At 63.5% G+C, this 22,510-nt stretch carries 23 protein-coding genes and 2 riboswitches; of the genes, 13 read left to right on the top strand and 10 right to left on the bottom strand.

The features are described from left to right. Window positions 1-10: 10 nt before the first annotated feature. From panD to AB0H22_RS14225, 5 genes are all read left to right on the top strand, one after another. Window positions 11-433 (top strand): aspartate 1-decarboxylase, encoded by a 423-nt coding sequence (gene panD, locus AB0H22_RS14205; protein WP_180750761.1) that lies wholly within the window; start codon window positions 11-13, stop codon window positions 431-433. A gap of 2 nt (window positions 434-435) precedes the next feature. Then, on the top strand, window positions 436-1,251 hold the full coding sequence (locus tag AB0H22_RS14210) for a type III pantothenate kinase (protein WP_180750762.1): 816 nt from the start codon (window positions 436-438) through the stop codon (window positions 1,249-1,251). Between the two features lie 45 nt (window positions 1,252-1,296). Then, window positions 1,297-2,799, top strand: coding sequence for a lysine--tRNA ligase (gene lysS, locus AB0H22_RS14215; protein WP_180750763.1), 1,503 nt, complete (start codon window positions 1,297-1,299; stop codon window positions 2,797-2,799). A gap of 162 nt (window positions 2,800-2,961) precedes the next feature. Then, complete coding sequence (lsr2, locus tag AB0H22_RS14220) at window positions 2,962-3,306, top strand: histone-like nucleoid-structuring protein Lsr2 (protein ID WP_180750764.1); 345 nt, start codon at window positions 2,962-2,964, stop codon at window positions 3,304-3,306. A 266-nt stretch (window positions 3,307-3,572) separates the two neighbouring features. Next, window positions 3,573-6,107: an ATP-dependent Clp protease ATP-binding subunit gene (locus AB0H22_RS14225; protein ID WP_180750765.1), complete on the top strand. Its 2,535-nt coding sequence runs from the start codon at window positions 3,573-3,575 to the stop codon at window positions 6,105-6,107. A gap of 54 nt (window positions 6,108-6,161) precedes the next feature. Here AB0H22_RS14225 and AB0H22_RS14230 read toward each other — a convergent pair whose 3' ends face one another. The 4 genes from AB0H22_RS14230 to AB0H22_RS14245 are packed head-to-tail and all read right to left on the bottom strand — an operon-like array spanning window position 6,162 to window position 9,884. Then, complete coding sequence (locus tag AB0H22_RS14230) at window positions 6,162-7,028, bottom strand: LLM class flavin-dependent oxidoreductase (protein WP_180750766.1); 867 nt, start codon at window positions 7,026-7,028, stop codon at window positions 6,162-6,164. 32 nt (window positions 7,029-7,060) lie between these two features. Further along, on the bottom strand, window positions 7,061-8,053 hold the full coding sequence (locus tag AB0H22_RS14235; RefSeq protein WP_180750767.1) for an ABC transporter substrate-binding protein: 993 nt from the start codon (window positions 8,051-8,053) through the stop codon (window positions 7,061-7,063). Beyond that, window positions 8,050-8,826: an ABC transporter ATP-binding protein gene (locus AB0H22_RS14240; protein WP_358146993.1), complete on the bottom strand. Its 777-nt coding sequence runs from the start codon at window positions 8,824-8,826 to the stop codon at window positions 8,050-8,052. The genes AB0H22_RS14235 and AB0H22_RS14240 overlap by 4 nt, the downstream gene beginning before the upstream one ends. Next, window positions 8,826-9,884: an iron ABC transporter permease gene (locus AB0H22_RS14245; protein WP_180750769.1), complete on the bottom strand. Its 1,059-nt coding sequence runs from the start codon at window positions 9,882-9,884 to the stop codon at window positions 8,826-8,828. The genes AB0H22_RS14240 and AB0H22_RS14245 overlap by 1 nt, the downstream gene beginning before the upstream one ends. A gap of 110 nt (window positions 9,885-9,994) precedes the next feature. After that, a riboswitch (cobalamin riboswitch) is annotated at window positions 9,995-10,218 on the bottom strand. A gap of 5 nt (window positions 10,219-10,223) precedes the next feature. After that, window positions 10,224-10,348: riboswitch (cobalamin riboswitch) on the top strand. Between the two features lie 27 nt (window positions 10,349-10,375). Here AB0H22_RS14245 and AB0H22_RS14250 point away from each other — a divergent pair. Continuing rightward, window positions 10,376-10,582 carry a CbtB-domain containing protein gene (locus tag AB0H22_RS14250; protein WP_180750770.1) on the top strand — a complete coding sequence of 69 codons (207 nt, stop codon included), beginning with the start codon at window positions 10,376-10,378 and terminating at the stop codon, window positions 10,580-10,582. A gap of 19 nt (window positions 10,583-10,601) precedes the next feature. Further along, window positions 10,602-11,396 (top strand): CbtA family protein, encoded by a 795-nt coding sequence (locus tag AB0H22_RS14255; RefSeq protein ID WP_358146994.1) that lies wholly within the window; start codon window positions 10,602-10,604, stop codon window positions 11,394-11,396. Between the two features lie 8 nt (window positions 11,397-11,404). Here AB0H22_RS14255 and AB0H22_RS14260 read toward each other — a convergent pair whose 3' ends face one another. The 3 genes from AB0H22_RS14260 to mhuD all read right to left on the bottom strand — a co-directional run bounded on the left by AB0H22_RS14260 (window position 11,405) and on the right by mhuD (window position 14,676). Continuing rightward, on the bottom strand, window positions 11,405-12,781 hold the full coding sequence (locus tag AB0H22_RS14260) for an oxygenase MpaB family protein (RefSeq protein ID WP_358146996.1): 1,377 nt from the start codon (window positions 12,779-12,781) through the stop codon (window positions 11,405-11,407). A 240-nt stretch (window positions 12,782-13,021) separates the two neighbouring features. Next, window positions 13,022-14,317, bottom strand: a complete 1,296-nt coding sequence (locus tag AB0H22_RS14265; RefSeq protein WP_358147055.1) for a serine hydrolase — start codon at window positions 14,315-14,317, stop codon at window positions 13,022-13,024. Between the two features lie 41 nt (window positions 14,318-14,358). Continuing rightward, a complete protein-coding gene (gene mhuD / locus AB0H22_RS14270; protein ID WP_180750772.1) occupies window positions 14,359-14,676 on the bottom strand; it encodes a mycobilin-forming heme oxygenase MhuD in 318 nt (105 codons plus the stop codon). Between the two features lie 99 nt (window positions 14,677-14,775). Here mhuD and AB0H22_RS14275 point away from each other — a divergent pair, with 99 nt between their 5' ends. Continuing rightward, on the top strand, window positions 14,776-15,558 hold the full coding sequence (locus tag AB0H22_RS14275) for an alpha/beta hydrolase (RefSeq protein WP_180750868.1): 783 nt from the start codon (window positions 14,776-14,778) through the stop codon (window positions 15,556-15,558). On the opposite strand, the gene AB0H22_RS14280 is transcribed toward AB0H22_RS14275, so the two are convergent. Next, the gene (locus tag AB0H22_RS14280; RefSeq protein WP_358146997.1) at window positions 15,551-15,766 is read right to left on the bottom strand and encodes a hypothetical protein; all 216 of its coding nucleotides are present in this window, start codon (window positions 15,764-15,766) and stop codon (window positions 15,551-15,553) included. The two genes, AB0H22_RS14275 and AB0H22_RS14280, sit on opposite strands and share 8 nt — an antisense overlap. A gap of 71 nt (window positions 15,767-15,837) precedes the next feature. On the opposite strand from AB0H22_RS14280, the gene AB0H22_RS14285 reads away from it, so the two are divergent. Continuing rightward, window positions 15,838-16,794 carry a helix-turn-helix domain-containing protein gene (locus AB0H22_RS14285; protein ID WP_180750774.1) on the top strand — a complete coding sequence of 319 codons (957 nt, stop codon included), beginning with the start codon at window positions 15,838-15,840 and terminating at the stop codon, window positions 16,792-16,794. Here the strand turns inward: AB0H22_RS14285 and AB0H22_RS14290 are convergent. Next, complete coding sequence (locus tag AB0H22_RS14290) at window positions 16,791-17,663, bottom strand: A/G-specific adenine glycosylase (RefSeq protein WP_358147056.1); 873 nt, start codon at window positions 17,661-17,663, stop codon at window positions 16,791-16,793. The genes AB0H22_RS14285 and AB0H22_RS14290 overlap by 4 nt on opposite strands. Between AB0H22_RS14290 and AB0H22_RS14295 the strand changes: the two genes are divergently transcribed. The 3 genes from AB0H22_RS14295 to AB0H22_RS14305 all read left to right on the top strand — a co-directional run bounded on the left by AB0H22_RS14295 (window position 17,657) and on the right by AB0H22_RS14305 (window position 20,852). Next, window positions 17,657-18,277, top strand: coding sequence for a carbonic anhydrase (locus AB0H22_RS14295; protein WP_180750775.1), 621 nt, complete (start codon window positions 17,657-17,659; stop codon window positions 18,275-18,277). The two genes, AB0H22_RS14290 and AB0H22_RS14295, sit on opposite strands and share 7 nt — an antisense overlap. 145 nt (window positions 18,278-18,422) lie before the next feature. Beyond that, entirely contained in the window at window positions 18,423-19,964 is a 1,542-nt protein-coding gene (locus AB0H22_RS14300; protein ID WP_358146999.1) for an LCP family protein, read from the top strand. Window positions 19,965-20,111: 147 nt separating this feature from the next. Next, a complete protein-coding gene (locus AB0H22_RS14305) occupies window positions 20,112-20,852 on the top strand; it encodes a hypothetical protein (RefSeq protein ID WP_180750870.1) in 741 nt (246 codons plus the stop codon). Here the strand turns inward: AB0H22_RS14305 and disA are convergent. Beyond that, the gene (disA, locus tag AB0H22_RS14310) at window positions 20,849-21,934 is read right to left on the bottom strand and encodes a DNA integrity scanning diadenylate cyclase DisA (protein ID WP_255485990.1); all 1,086 of its coding nucleotides are present in this window, start codon (window positions 21,932-21,934) and stop codon (window positions 20,849-20,851) included. The genes AB0H22_RS14305 and disA overlap by 4 nt on opposite strands. A 50-nt stretch (window positions 21,935-21,984) precedes the next feature. Between disA and AB0H22_RS14315 the strand changes: the two genes are divergently transcribed. Next, on the top strand, window positions 21,985-22,500 hold the full coding sequence (locus tag AB0H22_RS14315; RefSeq protein ID WP_358147000.1) for a PaaI family thioesterase: 516 nt from the start codon (window positions 21,985-21,987) through the stop codon (window positions 22,498-22,500). The last annotated feature ends 10 nt before the right edge of the window (window positions 22,501-22,510 follow it).

The following is a 22,510-nucleotide window of genomic DNA, read 5'->3' on the forward strand; positions in this document are numbered from 1 at the left end:
GGAGGACCTGATGTTCCGCACGATGATGAAGTCAAAGATCCATCGCGCCACCGTGACACACGCCGATCTGCACTACGTCGGTTCCGTCACCATCGACCCCGATCTCATGGAGGCCGCGGACCTGCTGGAGGGTGAGCAGGTCACCATCGTCGACATTGACAATGGTGCCCGGTTGGAGACCTACGCGATCACGGGCACGCGAGGCAGTGGGGTCGTCGGAATTAATGGTGCTGCAGCACATCTGGTACACCCGGGGGACCTAGTGATCATCATCGCCTACGGTGTGATGAGCGACGAGGAGGCCCGTGCTTTCACGCCGCGGGTGGTATTCGTGGACTCGGACAACAAGCAGGTTGACCTGGGCGAGCACTCCGGCGACCCTGCCTACGTGCCCGAGAACTTCGGCCTGGTGTCACCGCGCGGTTTGGTGTAGCCGTGCTGCTGGCAATCGATGTACGCAACACCCATACCGTGCTCGGGCTGGTCGCCGGCGCGGGTGATCACGCCAAGGTTGTTCAGCACTGGCGGATTCGTACGGAAACGGAGATCACCGCCGACGAGCTGGCACTCACCATTGACGGACTGATCGGCGACGAGAGCGAGGCGCTGACCGGGGTGGCGGCGCTTTCCACCGTGCCGTCTGTGCTGCATGAAATGCGGGGGATGTTCGACCAGTATTGGTCGAAGGTGCCGCAGGTTCTCATCGAGCCGGGAGTGCGCACCGGCCTCCCTCTTCTGGTCGACAATCCCAAGGAGGTTGGCGCCGACCGGATCGTCAATTGCCTTGCTGCGCATCACAAATTTGGTTCGGCATGCATCGTGGTGGACTTCGGATCCTCGATCTGCGTCGATGTGGTGTCGGCGAAGGGCGAGTTCTTGGGGGGTGCGATCGCCCCGGGTGTGCAGGTGTCTTCCGATGCCGCCGCCGCCCGCAGCGCCGCCTTGCGGCGTGTGGAGCTGACCCGGCCGCGTTCAGTCGTCGGCAAGAACACGGTTGAGTGCATGCAATCGGGAGCGGTTTTCGGGTTCGCCGGGCTGGTGGATGGGCTGGTGGAACGGGTACGTCGTGATATCGAGGGCTTCGGCGGCGCAGGCGTCACGGTGCTGGCGACGGGCCACACCGCGCCGTTGATCCTTCCCGAGACCCACACCGTGGACCGTTACGAGGAGCACCTCACACTCGACGGCTTGCGGCTGGTGTACGAGCGTAACCGGGCTGACCAGCGCGGCAAGGCTCGTGCGGCTAGGTAGATAACGAATCGTCCGGCTGAAGCACTACCGCTAAGCTGCCGAGACGTGACTGATCCTGATGCGCAGACCAGCTTGCCGGAACAATTTCGCATCCGGCAGGCCAAGCGCGAGAAGCTGCTCGCTGAAGGCGTCCAGCCGTATCCGGTGGAGGTCCCCCGGACACATAGCCTCAAGCAGATTCGCGACGCCTATACGGATCTGGAGACCGACACCAGCACGGGCGACCAGGTGGGTGTTTCGGGTCGTGTCATCTTCTCGCGCAACACCGGCAAGCTGTGCTTTGCGACGCTGCAGGAGGGGGATGGCACCTCCCTGCAGGTGATGGTCAGCCTCGCCGGCGTCGGCGAGCAGGCGCTCACCGATTGGAAGACCGATGTGGATCTCGGTGACATCGTGTTCGTGCACGGTGAGGTCATCAGCTCGCGACGCGGTGAGCTGAGCGTCCTGGCCGACAGCTGGCAGATGGCGTCGAAGTCCCTTCGACCCCTGCCCGTTGCTCACAAGGAGATGTCCGAAGAAACCAGAGTGCGCCAGCGGTACGTGGATCTCATCGTGCGGCCGGAGGCGCGTCAGATCGCGCGGCAACGGGTCGCGGTGATGCGAGCGATTCGTGACGCTCTGCACCGGCGCAGCTTCCTGGAGTTGGAGACGCCGATCTTGCAGACCCTCGCCGGTGGTGCTGCCGCGCGGCCGTTCACTACGCATTCCAATGCGCTCGATATCGACCTGTATCTCCGTATTGCACCGGAACTTTTCCTGAAAAGGGCGCTTGTTGGCGGCTTCGACAAGATTTTCGAACTCAATCGAGTTTTTCGAAATGAAGGGTCAGATTCCACGCATTCTCCCGAATTCGTGATGCTGGAAACATATGAGACCTACGGCACATACGACACCGGCGCGACAATGATCCGTGAGCTCATCCAGGAGGTAGCCGACGACGCAATGGGTTCTCGGCAGGTGACGTTGCCCGATGGATCAATCTATGACTTGGATGGCGAGTGGACGACGTTGGAAATGTATCCGTCGTTGTCGGAGGCGCTCGGTGAGGAGATCACGCCCGATACTCCGGTAGCCGTGCTATGGAAGATCGCAGATCGGGTGGGCGCTGAGATTCCCACCGATCGCGGTTTCGGCCACGGAAAACTCATCGAGGAACTTTGGGAACATCAGGTCGGCGACAAAATGTACGCACCGACGTTTGTTAGGGATTTCCCGGTCGAGACGTCTCCACTGACTCGTCAGCATCGGAGCATCGCGGGTGTGACCGAAAAATGGGATCTGTACGTTCGCGGATTCGAATTGGCGACTGGGTACTCGGAGTTGATCGACCCGGTAATCCAGCGTGAGAGGTTCGCTGACCAGGCACGATTGGCCGCCGCCGGTGATGACGAAGCGATGAGCCTCGATGAGGATTTTCTCGGCGCGATGGAGCATGCGATGCCTCCCGCCGCAGGAACGGGTATGGGTATCGACCGGTTGTTGATGGCCCTTACCGGATTGGGAATTCGGGAGACGATCTTGTTCCCGATTGTCCGCCCTACGCTCTGATCTACCCGTTCGAATTTTCTTCTACTTTTCAACTATGGGTGTAGTGAATCGCTTGCCTTGAGCGGAACACGCGCAGCCTTACGGGTATGTTGAACTTTGCGGCAATCCGTGGCATGTTTGAGGTGGACCAACGGGGGTTCCGCATTTGGAAGGACAAAGGGAATGGCTAAGAAGGTCACAGTCACGCTCGTCGACGACGTCGATGGTGAAGCGCCTGCCGACGAGACCGTTGAATTCGGTATTGACGGCGTGACTTACGAGATCGACCTTTCTTCTAAGAATGCGGAGAAGCTGCGCAATCAGCTCTCTACGTGGGTTGAGCACGCTCGCCGTGTGAGCGGCCGTCGGCGGGGGCGCGGGAGCTCGGGACCGGGTCGCGGGCGTGCCAGCATCGACCGTGAGCAGAGCGCAGCGATCCGGGAGTGGGCGCGTAAGAACGGCCACAATGTGTCGTCGCGCGGTCGCATTCCCGCCGAAGTTGTCGACGCGTTCAACGCGGCCAACTAGTACATCCCCCGGTATTTCGCTTATGGCGAAGCCGGCTCAAATCGGAAACGTTTTCACCGCATCTGGCGTTGTTTTGGTTGCTTGACAAGCACCGCCGGGTGCGGTGATTTCGTGTACTGAGGTATGCGAACTCCGCACCGACCACGGCCGACCACTAGAGTGGCAATTAGGTCCTAGTGCCAGCGGGGATGAGCCGTTTGGGGGGAACCCCGAGCGGCAGGATGAGCCGCTTGCGCGAAGACCGGACGAGGAAGCGAGGGAGACCGATGTTCGAGAGATTCACTGACCGCGCGCGGCGGGTGGTTGTGCTGGCCCAAGAAGAGGCCCGCATGCTTAATCACAACTACATCGGCACCGAGCACATCCTGCTGGGCTTGATCCACGAGGGTGAGGGCGTCGCCGCCAAGTCGCTGGAGTCGCTGGGCATTTCCCTGGAGGGGGTGCGCAGCCAGGTCGAGGAGATCATCGGCCAGGGGCAGCAGGCGCCGTCCGGGCACATTCCTTTCACTCCCCGCGCCAAGAAGGTGCTGGAGCTGAGCCTGCGCGAGGCGCTGCAACTCGGCCACAATTACATCGGCACCGAGCACATCCTGCTGGGCCTCATTCGTGAGGGTGAGGGTGTCGCGGCTCAGGTGCTGGTCAAGCTGGGAGCTGAGCTGACCCGGGTGCGCCAACAAGTTATTCAGCTGCTGAGCGGCTACCAGGGCAAGGAGACCGCCGAATCCGGTACCGGTGGCCGCGGTGGCGAGGCCGGTACCCCGTCGACCTCGCTGGTACTTGACCAGTTCGGCCGTAACCTGACTGCCGCCGCCCTGGAGGGCAAGCTCGACCCCGTCATCGGCCGCGAGAAGGAAATCGAGCGGGTCATGCAGGTGCTGAGCCGTCGCACCAAGAACAATCCGGTGCTGATCGGCGAGCCCGGTGTCGGTAAGACTGCCGTCGTCGAGGGTCTGGCACAGGCCATCGTGCATGGCGAGGTGCCCGAAACCCTGAAGAACAAGCAGCTGTACACCCTGGACCTGGGGTCCCTGGTGGCCGGCAGCCGCTACCGCGGTGACTTCGAAGAACGCCTCAAGAAGGTGCTCAAGGAGATCAACACCCGGGGCGACATCATCCTGTTTATCGACGAGCTGCACACCCTGGTCGGCGCGGGTGCGGCCGAGGGCGCGATCGACGCGGCCTCGATCCTCAAGCCCAAGCTGGCTCGTGGTGAGCTGCAGACGATCGGTGCGACCACTCTCGACGAGTACCGCAAGTACATCGAGAAGGACGCCGCCCTGGAACGCCGGTTCCAGCCGGTGCAGGTGGGCGAGCCGACCGTCGAGCACACCATCGAGATCCTCAAGGGTCTGCGCGACCGTTACGAGGCGCACCACCGGGTGTCCATCACCGATGGCGCGTTGGTGGCCGCGGCGACTCTGGCCGACCGGTACATCAACGACCGGTTCCTGCCGGACAAGGCGATCGACCTGATCGACGAGGCCGGTGCGCGCATGCGCATCCGCCGGATGACCGCTCCGCCAGACCTGCGTGAATTCGACGAGAAGATCGCCGACGCGCGCCGGGAGAAGGAATCGGCCATTGACGCCCAGGACTTCGAGAAGGCCGCGCGGTTGCGTGACTCCGAGAAGCAGCTGGTCGCGCAGCGTGTCGAGCGTGAAAAGCAGTGGCGCTCAGGGGACTTGGATGTAGTTGCCGAGGTTGACGATGAGCAGATCGCTGAGGTGCTGGGCAACTGGACCGGTATCCCGGTCTTCAAGCTGACCGAGGAGGAGACCACTCGGCTGCTGCGTATGGAGGATGAGCTGCACAAGCGGATCATCGGCCAGGAGCAGGCCGTCAAGGCTGTCTCCAAGGCCATCCGCCGCACCCGTGCCGGTCTGAAAGACCCACGGCGCCCATCGGGTTCGTTCATCTTCGCCGGCCCATCCGGTGTCGGTAAGACTGAGTTGTCCAAGGCGCTGGCCAACTTCCTGTTCGGCGACGACGACGCGCTCATCCAGATCGACATGGGCGAGTTCCACGACCGCTTCACCGCTTCAAGGCTTTTCGGCGCTCCTCCGGGATACGTCGGCTACGAGGAGGGCGGCCAGCTCACCGAGAAGGTGCGGCGCAAGCCGTTCAGCGTCGTGCTGTTCGACGAGATCGAGAAGGCCCACCAGGAGATCTACAACACCCTGTTGCAGGTCCTCGAGGACGGACGTCTCACCGATGGCCAGGGTCGCACTGTGGACTTCAAGAACACGGTGCTGATCTTCACCTCGAACCTGGGTACCTCGGATATCTCGAAGGCCGTGGGCCTTGGGTTCTCCGAGGGCGGCGGCGGCTCGAACTATGAGCGGATGAAGCAGAAGGTCAACGACGAGCTCAAGAAGCATTTCCGTCCGGAGTTCCTCAACCGCATCGACGACATCATCGTTTTCGAGCAGCTGACGAAGGAACAGATCATCGAGATGGTGGATCTGATGATTGCGCGAGTCGGCAAGCAGCTCAAGGGCAAGGACATGGCCATGGAGCTCACCGACCAGGCCAAGTCCCTGCTGGCCAAGCGTGGGTTCGATCCGGTGCTGGGTGCGCGGCCGCTGCGCCGCACCATCCAGCGGGAGATCGAGGACACTCTCTCGGAGAAGATCCTGTTCAACGAGATCGGGCCCGGCGAGCTGATCTCGGTCGACGTTGAAGGCTGGGACGGCGAGAGTGCCGGCGAGGACGCAAAGTTCACCTTTGTCAGCCGTCCGAAGCCTGCACTGGTCACCGGTGACGAGCCTGCCGCCGATCTGGCGGCCTCGGCCTCGGAGTAGATCTGATCGAACGCCCGGCCATCCGCATCATGCGGTGGCCGGGCGTTCGGCGTTTCACGGGTGTAGCAGCGGCCTGACTTCCCGGCCGAGCGTATGGATGTAGCCGATGAGGTCGGGCTCGTTCCCGGTGGGGGACGCGATAAAGTCCGTGATACCGAGGTCCCGCAGCGCAAGCAGCTGTGCGGCGACCTCAGCCGCGTCCCCACCGATGCTCGCCGAGGCGTCGAAGGATATCCCGGGGTAATGGCCGGGATCGGTCGCGATGAGTTGAGCGGCACCGGCGCCGACACTGATGGTGCGACTGAGGAAGATCCGATGACCGGGGCCGGGATCGATCTGTGTGCAGTGCGCGGCGACGGTATCGGCCGACACCATGCTGGTCAGCAATGTGCCGTCACCCAACAAGCCGGCCAGGCGCAGTGATTTGGGACCGTTGGCGCCGATCATGATGGGCAGTGGCTCGGTGGGCGGCCAGTCCAGCCGCACCCGGTTCAGCTGCACATACCGCCCGGCGGCACTGACCTCCTTGCCTGCCAACAGGTCCCGCAGGGCGGTCACGTACTCCTCGAGAAGTGTCAAGGGTGAGCCGACCTTGGCGCCGATTTGTGCCATATGGGGCTGCCAGCCGTGCCCGATTCCCGGCACCACCCTGCCGGGAAAACTACGGGCCAGGACGCTGTAGTCCATTGCCGCCGTCACCACATTGCGCACCGGCGCCGAGAGGAAACCGGTACCGACGCTGATCCGCTCGGTCGCGGCGAGGGCCAGGGAGGCGTACGCGATCGACGTGGTGGCGAAACAGTCCTCGCAGACCCACAGGTGGTCGAGCCCGGCATCATCGGCCGCGCGCGAGATGTCAGGCAGCCGCTCGGGTGGAAGGGATGGCGGCACCATCAGGCCGAGGGAGATGGGGGAGCTCATATCGACACCCTATGTGCAGGTGCTGACAGTGCTCAGAATCCCTTGTCGCGCAGGTAGTTCGCAAGGGTGACGATGGCATCAGGATTGCGCGGTCCCTCAACCAGCGCGGCATACGGCAGCACGATGAAGTTCCCGTCGCGCACCGCTTGGGTGTGGCTCATCAGCGGTTGCGCCCTGAGAAGGTTGATCTTCGCGTCGGCGGTGTTGTTCGGTCCCACCCCGTAGTCGCAGATGATGATCACCTGTGGGTCACGCTGGGCGGCGGTCTCCCACGCAGTGGTGGTCCAGCTGTCGTCGAGGTCGGAGAAGATGTTATGGCCGCCGGCCTTCTCGATGATCTGTTGTGGCGCTGCGTTCTTACCCGAGGTGAACGGCTCGGCCTCGCCGCTGTCGTACAGGAATACGCGTGCCGTTGGCTGCGCGTGTGGGATGCGTGAGTGCACGTCGTCGATGGTCTTGCGGTACCTGGCGATCAGGTCGCGGGCACGTTCCTGAACCCCGAAGAGGGCCCCCAGATTGGTCAGGTCCTCGTACAGTGCGTCGAGCGGTGGTTTGATGCCTCGCCGGACGGTTCCGGGTTGACGGCACGCCTCGGTGAGCTGGTAGGGCACCGCACCGATGGAACGCACCCAATCCGGGGTCAGCCCGGCGGTTTCGTTGAATCCGTAACTCCACCCGGCGAATACGAGATCGGGGCGTGCGGCCTGCACGGCTTCGCGGGTGAATCCCTGTCCCAGGTTCGTGGTGGATTCGAACTGCGCCTTCCACGGTGAGGTCTTGACGTCGCGGTCTTGTCCGGCATCGATGAAGTAGCCCGCCATTCGGTCCTGCAGGCCGAGAGCAAACAGGAGCTCGGTAACCCCGGTGTCATTGCTGACAGCTCGGGTTACGGGAACCGGAACCTCAAGTGGTGCACCGCAATTATCGACGGATACCCGCTCGGTTCCGGGATTCTGAGTCTCGATGGTCGCGCAGCTCGCCGATATCAGCGACACCACGACCGTCATGCTTACCAGGGTCTTCATTCTGTCTCCTCGTGTGGGTCGAAGATGATCTGCGGGACACCGCTTCGCGGATGCGCGATGACATGACAGCCGATGCCGAACCAGCGGGCGATGGACTCGGTGGTGATGACCTCGTGCGGTGTCCCCGACAGCACCACATGGCCTTCCGCCATTACGTGGATCGCATCGCAGTACTGTGCCGCGAGGTTGAGGTCGTGAAGTGCGGCGATGACCGTAATACCCAGGATCCGAGCCGAACTGAGTATCGAGTACTGATGGCGGACATCCAGATGGTTGGTCGGCTCGTCGAGAACCAACACGCGCGGTTGCTGTGCCAGGGCGCGGGCGATGAGAACCCGCTGCCGCTCGCCACCGGAGAGGGAACTGAACCTCCGGCCGGCGAGTGCCGTCACATCCGCCGTCTCGGTGGCCTCCGCACAGATACGTCGGTCCTGCTCGGAGGTGCCGCGCAGGGATGTGCTGTGCGGTAGCCGGCCGGTGGCGACCACTTCCTCGGCGGTGAAGTCGAAATCCAATGACATGTCCTGGGTTAGCGCCGCCACCTGGCGGGCGTTCTCCCGCATGCTGATTGCGTGCACGGATACTCCGTTGACCTGAACATCGCCCGATACCGGAACAAGCGCCCGGTACAGGCAGCGCAGGGTGGTCGACTTGCCGCTGCCATTGGGGCCGACAATGCCGACAAATTCGCCCGACGCGACCTCAAGATCGATATCCGAGACGATCCGTGCGCCGGCGATATCCACCGACACATCTCGATAAGTGACCTCCATCAGCTCACCGCCCCTGCCGACATTGCGCGGCGGCGCATCAATCCGACGAAGACCGGTACCCCGACGGCCGCTGTGATCGCGCCCAACGGAAGCTCCTGTGGCGGAATCGTGGTCCGCGCAACAAGATCGGCGGCAACCAGGAAACATGCGCCCAGCACGGGTGCAACGATCAAGACCCGGCGATGGTCCGCGCCGACGAGCAGCCGTGCCGCGTGAGGAATCACCAGTCCCACGAATCCGATTGCTCCGCAGATCGATACATAGCATCCAGTCATCGCGGCGGAGAGCACGAACAACGCCACCCGGAACCGACCGGCAGGTAGGCCCAGCGATGCGCTCACCTCGTCGCCCATGGCGAGGGCGTTGAGCTGGCGGGTCAGCCCTGTGACGCAAACGATCCCGATCACCGTCGCCGCGAGCGCCACCGGCACCTTGTCCCAGGATGACGCGCCCAGGCTGCCGAGCAGCCAGAACATGACACTGCGCGCCGCCTCACCGTTCGGCGCCAAGAACACCAGTACCGTCGTCACCGCGGACAGGCCGTAGCCCACGGCCGTGCCTACCAGGACCAGCCTGAGCGGCACCAAACCCTGTGGAGTACGGGCAATTTGGTAGACCAGCGCTGTTGCGGCGAGGGCGCCGAGCGATGCCGACAGCGATAGTGCATAGGCGCCGAAAGCGCCGAGCACGCCGTAGACCACTACTGCGGTCGCACCGACGGAGGCTCCCGATGAAATGCCGAGAACGTATGGATCTGCCAGGGCGTTACGGACCATCGCCTGCACGACCACGCCCACAATGCTGAGCCCCGCGCCGACGAGGATTGCGAGAATCACTCGCGGCAGCCTGGACTCGACGACGATCCGGTAGTTCGCAGCATCGGCGGCTCGAACAGAGCCGCCGGTCCCGCCCACCCAGAGGAAATGCAGACAGTCGCGCCAGGGCACTTCGGCTGTACCGAACACGAGCGCCGCCACGGACAGCAGTACCAGCGCCGCCAAGCCGCCGCCCGCCGCAAGGACCACTGATCGTCCCTGCTGTGCTGCGGGCATCGGCATCCCTGCGTCGTCGGGTCGCCTGCGTCGTCACGGGAAGAGCCAGGAGGTGGATACGCCGAATACCTGCGCCGTCCACCAGCTGATCCCTCGGCGCCGGCGAAGGCCACACCGGATGGTGCGGCCGCATTGGCAGGTCTTCGGACTCGCGGACACAAGGCTTGTGCTCAAGCCTCACCTACCGGCGGCTGCTTCCCGGGCGTGCCCAGTGCTTGTTATGCCGCTGTCGTTTCCACTTACCGCTGCGGGGCAGTTCCGGATTTACACCGGATTCCCTCTTGCGATCTCCGGAAGCACCCCTGGCGCTCCCGGAGAAACCAATACGAAGCCAAAACTATCACTCGAATGCGCAGCCCAGCTGCGTCGACTAAGCTCAATCCGTCCTTCGACAGGACGGGAACCTGGTGTAATCCCAGGACGGTCGCGCCACTGTGAGAGTCAGACCCTGCCGTCGATAAGAACGAATCGGGACGCGGTATCCCGAAAGGAGCAACATGGCCCACACAACGTCCGCCAGCCGTCCGGTTGCGGTATCGATTCCCCAGGCAGCGCTGTGGTTGAGCGCGACCACGTTCCTCGCGCTACTCGCCTATTACTTCATCGGCATCGACCAGGGTGCGGTGTCGATCTTTGGCAGCGATATGCATGTCCATGAATTTGTGCATGACGCTCGCCACCTGCTGGGTTTCCCCTGCCACTGATCAAGAGGCGGATAACTCAGTGGAAAAGTCAATAATCCTGCGCGGCTTAGGCTTTGGCGCCGTCGGCGGGCTGCTGTCCTTCATTTTCGGATGGATATTCGTCGAACCCGTTATCAACAGGGCCATCTCGTATGAAGAGGGCAGGGGCGAGGCGCAAGCCGCACTCGACGCGGCGGCCGGTGTCCACGCTCATCACGAGGGTGCGGAACTGTTCAGCCGGTTCGCGCAGGCCAATGCGGGCCTGGCTCTTGGGGTCATCGGATTCGGCATCGCGATGGGTGCGCTGTTCGCGGTGACCTATGTGGTGGCCATCGGTCGGGTGGGCAATCTCAGCCCGCGTGCGCTGGCGCTCTCGGTCGCGGGCGGTTTGTTCCTGGTGCTGTACGTCGTGCCGTTCCTGAAGTTCCCGGCCAATCCGCCGGCGGCGAGCGCCGACGGCACTATCAAGGAGCGCACCGGCTACTTCGTGTTGATGATCCTCGTCGCGGCGATCGCGCTGGCAGTGGCGCTCTGGGTGGGCAGGAAGCTTACCGAGCGTTGGGAGACGTGGACGGCCACGCTGGTTGCGGCCGCGGTGTTCGTGGTTCTGGTGGTTCTGGTCATGGCGGTGACGCCGGGGTTCGTCGAGGCACCACAACCGCTGCTAGATGCCAACGGGACGATCGTCTACCCGGGCTTCCCGGCGCATGACTTGTACCTGTTCCGGATGTACTCGTTCACCACGCAGGCGATCATGTGGGCGACGATCGGTATCGGGTTCGCGACCGTGATCGGGCGCAAGCCGGCCAGTACGGACGCGGCGGTCACCGTCTAGGGATCGGACTAGGCGGCGGTGAACTTCCGTCCCGAGGTGTTGCCGTCGTGCATCGCAAAGGTCGTCTTCACCCGTAAGGGTTTCTCCGCGACGTCCAAGGCCAGTTTTATGTAGTTGCCCGGATTCGGTATGGCTGCCCCATGGACCAGTCGACGCACCACGCCGATACCGGGGATCTTGTCGCGCATCGCGGCGACGTGTGAGACCGGGATGGCGACGGCCTTGAGCGCGAGTCCCGCTAGGCGATGGTCAACCCATTGATAACCGGTGTCGCGGAAGAATTCGTCCATGGCCTCGGGGCCCATGATGACCGAACCGGTTGCGCTGAGAAACAGTGAACCGACACGGGTGAGGATCGGCCCCAGGAGTGTCTCGCCGCCGGGGACGGCCGATGTCGCGCGATTGATGGCGCCAAGTCCCACCTCGACGAGTTCGGTGCGCCAGGGTGAGGAGTTGCCCGATCGCGCGAGCAGGTAGTCGAGATTGTGCATCGCATCCAATCCCGTTCGGGGAATGAGTTCTTCGGCGACACCGAAAACGTGCGCCCACCGCAGTGTGTGGTGCCAGCTGTCATCGAGGTCTTCGAGGGTGCATGGCCGCCCGTGCCGATGGTCGATGAGTAGTGCACCCAGGCTTGCGGCCTCCAGGAAACCCAGCATCGATGAGTTGGATATCGGGTTGCCGTTCTGGGCGTACTGCTCCTCGCCCCACGCGGAACGTAATCCCTTGCGCGCCAGCGAATGCACCAGACGTACCCGGAGTGCGAGCTTCATGCCGTCCCCGCCGGGCGTGAATGCGTCACGGTCGAAAAGCCGGCCGAAGAATCGTGCGGTCTCCACAACACGTTGCGGACCTTCGTCACGGAAGCGTCCACTGGCCCCTGTGGACGCGGAGACATCGGCGTTCATCACCGTGTCAAAAATCGCGAACGTGCCCACGATCACGATCGTGAGCAGCGTGGAGCTGGTCATCCGCCTGCGTCCGCGTTCGGCCTTGGCCGGGTCCCACCAGTCCGGCACCCGGTAGGCGTCCTCCAGTAGCGCCCGCAATTCCTCCGGCGGGTTGTCGAGCGATTCGATGCCCTGGTCGATCGCCTGGTCGAACAGGCGCCGGGCCTCTTTCGAGCCCAGGCGCCCGAACATATCCACCACGGCGTCCATCAGCTCGTCGCCCTGCCACATGTGGTCGTCGAACAGCAGGCTTTGTGGTGTGGGCGTGAATTCGTCCTCCACCTCGTACCAGGGACCGAACATGTGGTGCCTGCAGTGGCGCCATACCCAGCTGAATTCGTCCTTGGCGGGCGGAATCGGCCGTAGGGACATGCCTTTTCGGTAGTAGTAGTCGTTCTTGTGCTTGATGTCTTTCGAGCTCACAGGTTTCGCCATTGAACCAGCCCTTCTCGAGGGTCCTGCGTATTCCAGCAGTTTGGCAACGTATGTTGTTAATTCTGGAAAGTATCAGCAGACAGGCTGTGGCGCTAGACCTGATCCGACAATTGACGGGGCCGGAATCCCGCCGTGAGAGGTAGGAGACCTGTGGTCCTGATCTGGGCCCGGGCCGGTCAGCCGAGACTGATGGTCTTCGCGAGCCCGCTCATCCAGACTTGATGGTCTTCGCGAGCCCGCTCATCCCAGCTTCTTGAAGACACCCTTGGCCAGACCGATGACCCAACCGGCTGCACCGGGGCCGAACGCGCGATCCCAGTTCAGTTGGAAGCTGACCACATACGGTTGACGGTTGCGGTCCTCGGCGTACCAGCTGAATGTCAGGTCGCCGGGTAGGTTGCCGCCCTTGGCACCGATATAGCGCCAGTTTTCGCTGTGCAGGTCGATACCCGGTTCTGCCGACAGAAGATCACGGATCGGAGCAGCCGGGCCGACGGCGACCTTCTGCAGCGCCGCGTGCACCCGGCAGATGTCCTCGGCGCTGCCGTACCACTCGATGCCGTATTTCGACGCCGGTGTGGTGGTCCGGTCGGGATCCAGCTTGTAGTCGTGGGTATCTGCGTCGGCGAGCATCTGACCGCGCTGCGCAGGTGTGGTGACGTCCTTCCATTGCTGTCGGACGTCGGGTACTCCCCAGCCGATGTTGAAAAGCTCATGCATCGTGGGGAAGGGCGTCATCGATCCCGGATCGTGATGGCCTCCGTCGGCCAGCGCCTTCTCGATCGCCTGTCTACCGAGGCGGTTGATCAGCATGTCGGTGCCCATGTTGTCGCTCACCGAGATCATCTTCTGGGCTGCGGTGCGCACTGAGACCGTCGAGCCCGTGGCGAGCTTGTCCATCGAGCTTCCGAGTGCCTTGCCGCGATCGGTGACGGTGAGTCGGTCGTCCCATTTGAGAGTGCCCGCATTGATGGCGGTGCCGGTGGCCAAGAGCACGTAAAGCTTGAAAACCGATGCGAGCGGCATAGATTCGGAGGTGTTGGTTCCGGCGATCTGCTCGCATTGTCCGTTGACGATCTTGGAGGCCCGGTAGGAGTATCGACCGCCCGATGCCGACAGAGCGGCGTCGACATCAGACCACTGGGCGATGTTCGGAGGCTGCTGATAAGGAACCAGCCTGTCGACATCCCCCTTGCCATTGGTCCGCAGCCCGATGTCCACGTTGGCGCCGTAGGGCGCGATCAGGTGGACGGTGGAGCTGTTCGCGGCGAGATCCACCGAGCTGACCTTGTATGGCCGGTCGACCCACAGCTTGGTCATGATCTCGGTGTAGTCGTCGACCTTGTTGGCTGCGGCCATGGTCGCCACGCCCTGCTTGCCGATCGGCCAGTTCGAGTTCAGCATGTCGATCAGCTGTTGTGATCGCAGGCCCGGAGGCGTGCTGGTATCCACATCGCCATGCGGCACCTGACGCAGCTTGATGCCACACCCCACTGTGCTGCCGACCGACAAGGCAACCACGACAACCGTGCACATCGATACGGCGCGCGTCATGCGCGCGCGAAGCGCCCCACCGTTCACGCCTTGGCGGCGGCCCCGGTCACGTCGAGCACAACCTCGAACTCCAGCAGGTGAGCACCGGTTGCCACGGGCTTGGCCTGCTGGCCGGCGTGTGCTTCGACTGCCGGACCGGTGGCCCAGGCCTGGAAGGCCTCCTCGGACTCCCACTGGGTGACCACGAAGTAGCGGTCCTCGCCCTTGATGGGGCGTAGCAGCTGAAAACCCAGGAATCCTGGCTGGTTCTCCACAGCTCCGGCCCGGTGAGCGAATCGCTTCTCCAGCTCCGGACCCGCACCCTCGGGGATCTCGATTGCGTTGATCTTCACCACGGACATGGGTTCAGGCTACCGTGCGTGCTCCCGCATGATTTGGGGCCGATGATTAGGGCGATGATGAGGGGCATGGATGAGCCGCTTGCGCGAAGACCGGTAAGCATGGACGGCGACTGCCTGTTCGACCGGGGAGGGCTGTCTGAAGAGTCGGGGGCGCCGTCCATCGTCCTCGTTCACGGTCTGATGGGCCGCGGAAGCACCTGGTCGCGGCAGCTGCCCTGGCTGCGGCAGCTGGGACGGGTGTACACCTACGACGCGCCATGGCATCGCGGCCGTGACATCGTTGATTCCCAACCGATTTCGACAGAACGTTATGTAGAAGCACTGGCGAATGCGGTGCGCGAGCTCGGCGTTCCGGCGCTGCTCGTAGGGCACTCCATGGGCGGACTGCACTCGTGGTGTCTGGCGGCGGAGCATCCTGAGCTGGTGTCGGGGCTGGTGGTGGAGGATATGGCCCCCGACTTCATCGGCGGAACCACCGGCCCCTGGGAACCCTGGCTGCACTCCTGGCCCGAGGTGTTCACCTCTGCGCAGGATATCCTTGGTCGATTCGGACCTGTTGCGGGGCAATACTTTTTGGAAGCATTTGATCGTGGCCCGGACGGCTGGCGGTTGCACGGACCGATCGACAAGTGGATCGCCACCGCGTCCGAATGGGGAACCCGCGACTTCTGGGAGCAGTGGCGAGCGGTGCGTTGCCGATCGCTGCTTCTGGAGGCGTCGGACACCGTGGCCCCGCCGAGTCAGATGCGCAAGATGGCCGAGATAGGTTGGAAGTCAACCTATCTGAAGGTCGACGGGGCAGGGCACCTGATTCACGATGACGCACCCGAGAGGTATCGGACGGCGGTCACGGAATTCATTGCCGCGGACGGAGTCAGATGACCGGCTCGCGTCGAGAGTGAATGGCTTGCATCTCGTGCAGCTGGCGCTGTAGATCCCGGTCATCGGCGAAGGTTCCGCCCAGTGGTGCGGCGACCCGGAACTGGTCGAGTTGGATTCGGAAGGTCTTGTTTCGGCGAGCGATCCAGCTCAGCGCGACCGCCAGGGCAAAGGGGGATAGCAGGACGAGGGTGGCGGCGAGGATGGTCATGGCAATAATTGTGTTCTGATAAATATTGCGCCAACAGTGGCGGAATTGACGGTCTTCGATAATATTCAGCCATGTTGCGTTCGGTGGCGGCCCTGGTCCTCGATCGCGTAGCCGTCTTCGAATTCGGGGTCATCTGCGAGGTCTTCGGTATCGACCGCAGCGCCGACGGCGTTCCCAACTTCGACTTCCGGGTCTGCGGGCCCGAGGCCGGCGCACCACTGCGCACCTCGGTCGGAGCGTCGCTGATCCCGGAGCGTGGACTCGATGGGCTGGCCGACGCCGACCTAATCGCGCTTCCGGCGCGGCCGTTTACCGAGGGCTACCCGCAGGAGGCGCTCGATGCTGTGCGGGCCGCATCGGAGCGGGGGGCGACCGTGCTCACCGTCTGCTCGGGTGTGTTCATCGCGGGTGCCGCCGGACTGCTTGACGGGCGCCGCTGCACCACCCACTGGATGCACACCGATGAGCTGTCCCGCCGCTATCCGACCGCGACAGTGGACCGGGACGTGCTGTTCGTCGACGACGGTGACCTCATCACGAGTGCGGGGACCGCTGCAGGAATCGACGCCTGCCTGCATCTGGTGCGTCGCGAGCTGGGCAGCGATATCACCAACCGAATCGCACGGCGCATGGTGGTGCCGCCGCAGCGTGCGGGTGGTCAGCGTCAATTCATCCCGCAGCCCGTACCCGATGTGGACACCAATGGCTTTGGCGGACTGTTCGACTGGCTGATCGAAAACATCGACCAGACGTATACGGTGGCGGATCTTGCCGCTCGCGTCCACATGTCGACGCGCACCTTCGCCCGCAAGTTCACGGATCAGGCCGGTGTGACGCCAATGCGCTGGATCATCGATCAGCGGGTGCTACTGGCTCGGCGCCTGCTGGAGGAGACGGGCCTGGATATCGATACCGTCGCGGCGCGCAGCGGTTTCGGCACGGCGATCCTGTTGCGTCATCACTTCCGCCGCGGCGTCGGAATCACGCCCACCGATTACCGCAAAATCTTTGCGACGGCTGCGAGTTAGCCCTCGCCCGCCAGGGCGAACCGGCCGTCTGCCGTCTGCTCCACCAATCCGTCGACCAGTAGCGAGTCCAACGCGCGGTCGCGTTGCGCGATATCGGACAGCCACACCACGTCGAGCTGTGCCCGTTCGACCGGAATGCTGCTGCCGCGCAACACGTCCAAGAGTTTGCCCCGAACCTGCCGGTCGGTACCAGCGTACTTCTGTACGGGCCGCGCAGGGGTATCCAGTTCGGGGCGCCCCGACTCGTGCCATGCGCATGAGCTCAGCGGACATAGCGGGCACTGCGGCGCGCGGGCAGTGCACACCAGGGCGCCCAGCTCCATAAGCGCCGCCGAGAACCGTGCGCCGTTCTCCACCGGTAGCAGCGCCTCGGCATCCCGTAGGTCCCGGGCCGATGGTGCGGAGTCGGCGATACCGTGCACCACCCGCGCGATGACTCGGCGAACGTTGGTGTCCACTACGGGAACTCGCTGCCCATATCCGAAGCAGGCAATGGCACGCGCCGTGTACGCGCCCACCCCTGGAAGCGTCAGCAGGGTCTCCACATCATCGGGTACCTGGTCGCCATAGTCGCGGGCCAGCACCGTCGCACACTCGTGTAACCGCATCGCGCGGCGCGGATAGCCGAGCTTTCCCCAGGCACGTAATACCTCTGCCACAGACGATTTCGCCATGGCTGACGGAGCCGGCCAGCGCGCGACCCATTCCCGCCACACCGGTTCCACCCGGACGACCGGAGTCTGTTGAAGCATCACCTCGCTGACGAGAATGTGCCACGGTGTCGCGTCGGGGCTGCGCCACGGCAGGTCTCGTTCAGCGACGTCGAACCAGCCCAAAAGCTCGTCAGGGCACAATGGCGGGCATGGCATCTGATCCGAAGTCCGCCTGGAAGGCACTCAAAGAGGGTAACCAGCGTTTTGTCGGTGGTTACCCACAGCACCCGAGTCAGAGCATCGCCCGTCGCGCACAACTTGCCGACGGTCAGAACCCCCATGTGATGCTGTTCGGATGCTCTGACAGCCGGGTCGCCGCCGAAATCATCTTCGACCAGGGCCTCGGCGATATGTTCATCGTCCGCACCGCGGGCCAGGTGATCGACTCCGCCGTGCTCGGTTCCATTGAGTACGGCGTGGCGGTCCTTGGGGTACCGCTGATCGCCATCCTCGGGCACGACTCCTGCGGAGCGGTGGAAGCGACGCTGAAGGCCCTCGATACGGGCGAGGTGCCGGGCGGGTACATCCGCGACCTGGTGGTGCGGGTGATCCCGTCCATCCTCGGAGGCCGCAAGGACGGGCTAACCCGGGTCGACGAGTTCGAGGCTCGTCACGTGCAGGAGACCGGCCTCAAGCTGCTGCAGCGTTCCCAAGTGGTCGCCGATGCGGTGCGTGCCAAGAAATTGGCCATCGTGTACCTGACCTACAAACTCGCGGACGGACGTGTCGTTTTGCACGGTCACGTCGGCGATATCGGCGAGCCTGGATAGTCGAACCCCCAGGTCAGAGCCCCTCGGCAAACATCACATGGCATCTCGGTGCCGGTGATGGGAGAATTAGACCGATTGTAGATTTCTCTGGGGGAGGGATGGGTAGTTCAGTGTGTATGTTGCTGCCACACGGGGGTGGCAACCGATGAGCCGCGACAGTGGTCGCAGGCGACCAAAGCACGCACTACCCAAATCGAATAACCGCTGGTCAATCAGTAAAGTCGCGGCCGGGCGGGCTATTTTCTCCCTGTTAGCGTGCGGCAGCCTGGTGGTAACCGGCGCCGGCTGGCAGGTGTTCTACAAGGCGTTCAGCCATGTGCCCACCTCAGGGGCAGAGGCCGAGGGCGGCAAGTCCAACGACGGCTCCATGAACATGCTGCTGATCGGTCTCGACTCGCGTAAGGACCAAAACGGAAACGACCTGCCGAAGGCGGTCCTGAATCAATTGCACGCCGGTGATTCGGATGCGGGCGGCTACAACACCAACACCCTGATCCTCGTGCACGTCGGCGCCGACAATAAGGTCACCGCGTTCTCGATCCCCCGTGACGACTGGGTCCCGGCTGAGGGCATCCCCGGCTACAAGCACATCAAGATCAAGGAAGCCTATGGCCTGACAAAGGCCAACGAGGCGGACAAGCTGGTCAACGAGGGCATCACTGATCAGGCGACCCTGGAGCAGCAGAGCCGCGAGGCGGGACGCCGCGCCACCCTCAATGCCGTGCACCGGCTCACCGGCCAGCCCATCGACTACTTCGCCGAGGTTAATTTGGTCGGTTTCTATGACCTGGCCTCTGAGCTCGGCGGGGTCACCGTATGTCTGAACAACGCCGTCTACGACAGCTATTCGGGTGCGAACTTCTCGGCCGGCGAACAAACCCTCAACGCCTCACAGGCATTGGCGTTCGTGCGCCAACGCCATGGTCTCGAAAACGGTGACCTCGACCGAACTCACCGCCAGCAGGCGTTCCTGGTGTCGGTGATGCAGCAGCTGCGCAGCGCGGGAACCCTCACGGACATCACCAAACTGAACGGCTTGATGAACGTCGTCCATAACGATGTGGTGCTGTCGAAAGGCTGGACCGAGAAGCAGTTTCAGCGCATCGGACAGATCGCCGATGGCAATGTGAACTTCCAGACGTTGCCCGTGGTGCGATACGACTCAATCAACGGCATGGACGTCAACATCGTCGACCCGGTCGCAATTCGGGCCAAGGTGGCCGCGGCGTTCACCGGGGAGGGTTCCGCTACCGGGTCCACTACGGCGACGCCCTCCAGCACCGTCGATGTTGTCAACGCCACCACGACCCCCGGTCTGGCATCAACGATTTCGTCCGCGCTGGCTGGCCGCGGTTACGCCAAGGGCGAGGTGCGGGATCCGCTCAGCGGTGAATCAACCAGTACCGTCATCGATTACGGTGCCGGCGCGGAGGCCGACGCCCGTGCGATGTCCACGATGCTAGGCATCGAGGCGACGCCCAGCGTGGATCCGTCGTTGGCGCCTAGGCGAATTCGAGTCATGTTGGGCGACGGCTACTCGGCGCCGTCCGATGTGATGAGTGCCGATGACACCGGCACCGCAAGCTCGATGTCGGGCTCGTCGAGCTCCGGGTCGTCCGGTGATTATGCGCCGCCTGATTCGGGGAAGCCGGTTGGCGGCAGTAGCGGCGTTCCCTGCGTGAACTAGCGCAGCAGGGCCGTCCACATTGGCGCAATTGGCCCTTCCGGCTAGCTCCAACTAGCCCCAAATAGCACTGTGAAGTCTGTGTAGCTCGCCGACACGCCGAGCGAGGTCGGCCATCCCGTGGTGACCTGCGCTTACCGTTGAATCGTGATTGAAATGCACCCGCAAGGCCCGCTGCCTTCAGAGATCTATTGGCGGCGCCGCGCCCTCGCCATCGGCGTGGGGGTGGTCGTGGTCGCCATCGTCGCGGCGGTGATCTTTGCGCTGGTCAGTGGTAGTGCTGGAGCCGATACGACGGCCGCCGATAGGCCCGCCGAAGCGGCGGCCCCCGCCGGTAAGCCGGTCATCTTGCCGCCCAACGAGATCAAGAAGCCGACCGATAAGCCCGCCGATGCGCCGGCCCATGACGGACCGCCCATCGCCAAGCCCGAGTTGGTGCCGCCGGTGGCGTTGAATCCCGGTGACGACTGCCCCGACGCGACCCTCGCGGTGAAGGCTTCCACCGACAAGCCCAGCTATTTGGCCGGTGAGCAGCCCAAGTTCACGATGGTCGTCACCAATATCGGCTTGGTGCAATGCAAGCGCGATGTGGGTGCCGCTGTGCTGGCCGCTTCGGTGTTCAGCGTCGATAACAAGCGGATCTGGGCCAACTTGGACTGCGCTCCGTCGCAGGAGTCCTCCAACAAGAACTTCAACCCGGGTGAGCAGGTGACCACCGAGGTCACGTGGACCGGAATGGGTTCCGCCCCGAACTGCCCGCTGCCGCGGCCGGCGATTGGTCCTGGAACCTATTCGCTCGTGGTGCAGCTCGGTGATCTGCGCAGCGCACCAGTGCCATTCATCATCGGCGAGAAGCCTGCCGATGCACCGGCGCCTGCACCACCGGCCTAGCCGGTCTGTTCGGTAAGGGTCGATTCGGCCAGCCGAGACAGTCCCTCGCGGATGTGCCGGGCCCACATGGCGCCGATGCCTTCCACCGACTGCAGATCCGTCGCGCTGGCTGCCAGGAGCCCCTGCAGCGATCCGAAGGCCCGGACCAGCCTGTCGATATGCGCGAACTGCAGCCGGGGGATGTGTGTCATGACCCGGTAGCCGCGGGAGCTCATTGCGGTGTCTTGGGCTTCAACGGTGGACGGGTATCCGAACGTCCGTGACAGCACGGTCAGGTCTAGCAGGTCGGTGTCCGAGAGCGCGTCCAAATCCTCGAGTGTCGAGGCGATCTGTTCCTGTGTCGGTGGCTCCGGGTTGGCGTGATAGTCCCGGACCAGCAGCTCGCGTTCGGTGTCGTTATCGCCGACGAGCTCGCCGATCTGCAGTTTGAGCTGCCGTCCATCGGTGCCGAGCTCGATGACATCGAGTTCGATGTCCTGGCTGATCCGGCGCACCAGCTCCAACCGCTGCGCCACCGTCATGACGTCGCGCAGGGTCACGAAGTCCTCGATCTCGGCGGTGGAAAGCGCCGAGGTCACCTCGTCCAGTCGCGTCGTGTAGCGCTCCAGCGTGGATACCGCCTGGTTGACACGGGACATCACGGTCGACGAATCCATGACCACGTGCCGGATACCGGCCGTGTAAACACTCACGATGTTCATCGAATGGCTCACCGACACAACGGGGTAGTCCGTCTGAATGGCAGTGCGCTCCGCGGAACGGTGCCGGGTGCCGGATTCGTCGGTCGGAATGGACGGGTCGGGGACCAGTTGGACATTGGCCCGGACGATCCGCGATCCATCCGTGGACAGCACCACGGCGCCGTCCATCTTCGAAAGCTCGCGGAGTCGGGTGGGAGCGAATGCGACGTCGAGGGAGAAGCCGCCGTCACAGATGGTCTCGACCTTGTCGTCGTAGCCGAGGACGATCAGCGCCCCGGTACGACCGCGAAGAATACGTTCCAGGCCGTCGCGCAGGGGTGTGCCCGGCGCCAACCGCGCCAGGGTCTCTCGCATTCTTGCGTTGGCTTCCGCATTGTCCATCACGCACCCTCCCTCTCAGGCTCGGTTCGCCGCAGTTAGATTACGTGGTCATGTCGACGTGGACGTTGCCCGAGGGGCTGGAGTCGGTTGGCCGTGGCCCGGAAGCCCCGGCTCCGGGCACCGAGCTCATCGCGGGTTGGCCGCGCCGGTTCGCCTCACCGCATGCGGACGAGGACCTCTGGGGAGTCCGGTTCTACGCCGGTGATGGGGTTGGTGTGACGGGCCGATTCGTCGTGAGTCCCGCTCTTGAAGGTGGACCAGGGGTTATCCACGGCGGCGTAATGGCGGCGATTTTCGATGAATTGCAAGGCTTTTCGGGAATGATCACCCAATTAGTAGCGGTGACAGCACATTTGGAGGTCGATTACCGTAAGCCGATTCCGTTGGGGGCGACCGTGAATCTCGACAGCACGGTGCATGGCAGGGCCGGGCGCAAGCTCTACACCAGCGCCGGCGCGTGGATCGACGGCAATGTGGTGGCCAGCTCACAGGGCATTTTCGTGATCATCGACCCAGATCGACATTATGGTGACGGCGCATCGCGCCGGCTCGGCATCAGCCCGTAAAGCGCTGTGC

Origin of the sequence: Mycobacterium sp. NPDC050853, assembly GCF_040653875.1 — a bacterium.
Classification (GTDB): Bacteria; Actinomycetota; Actinomycetes; order Mycobacteriales; family Mycobacteriaceae; genus Mycobacterium.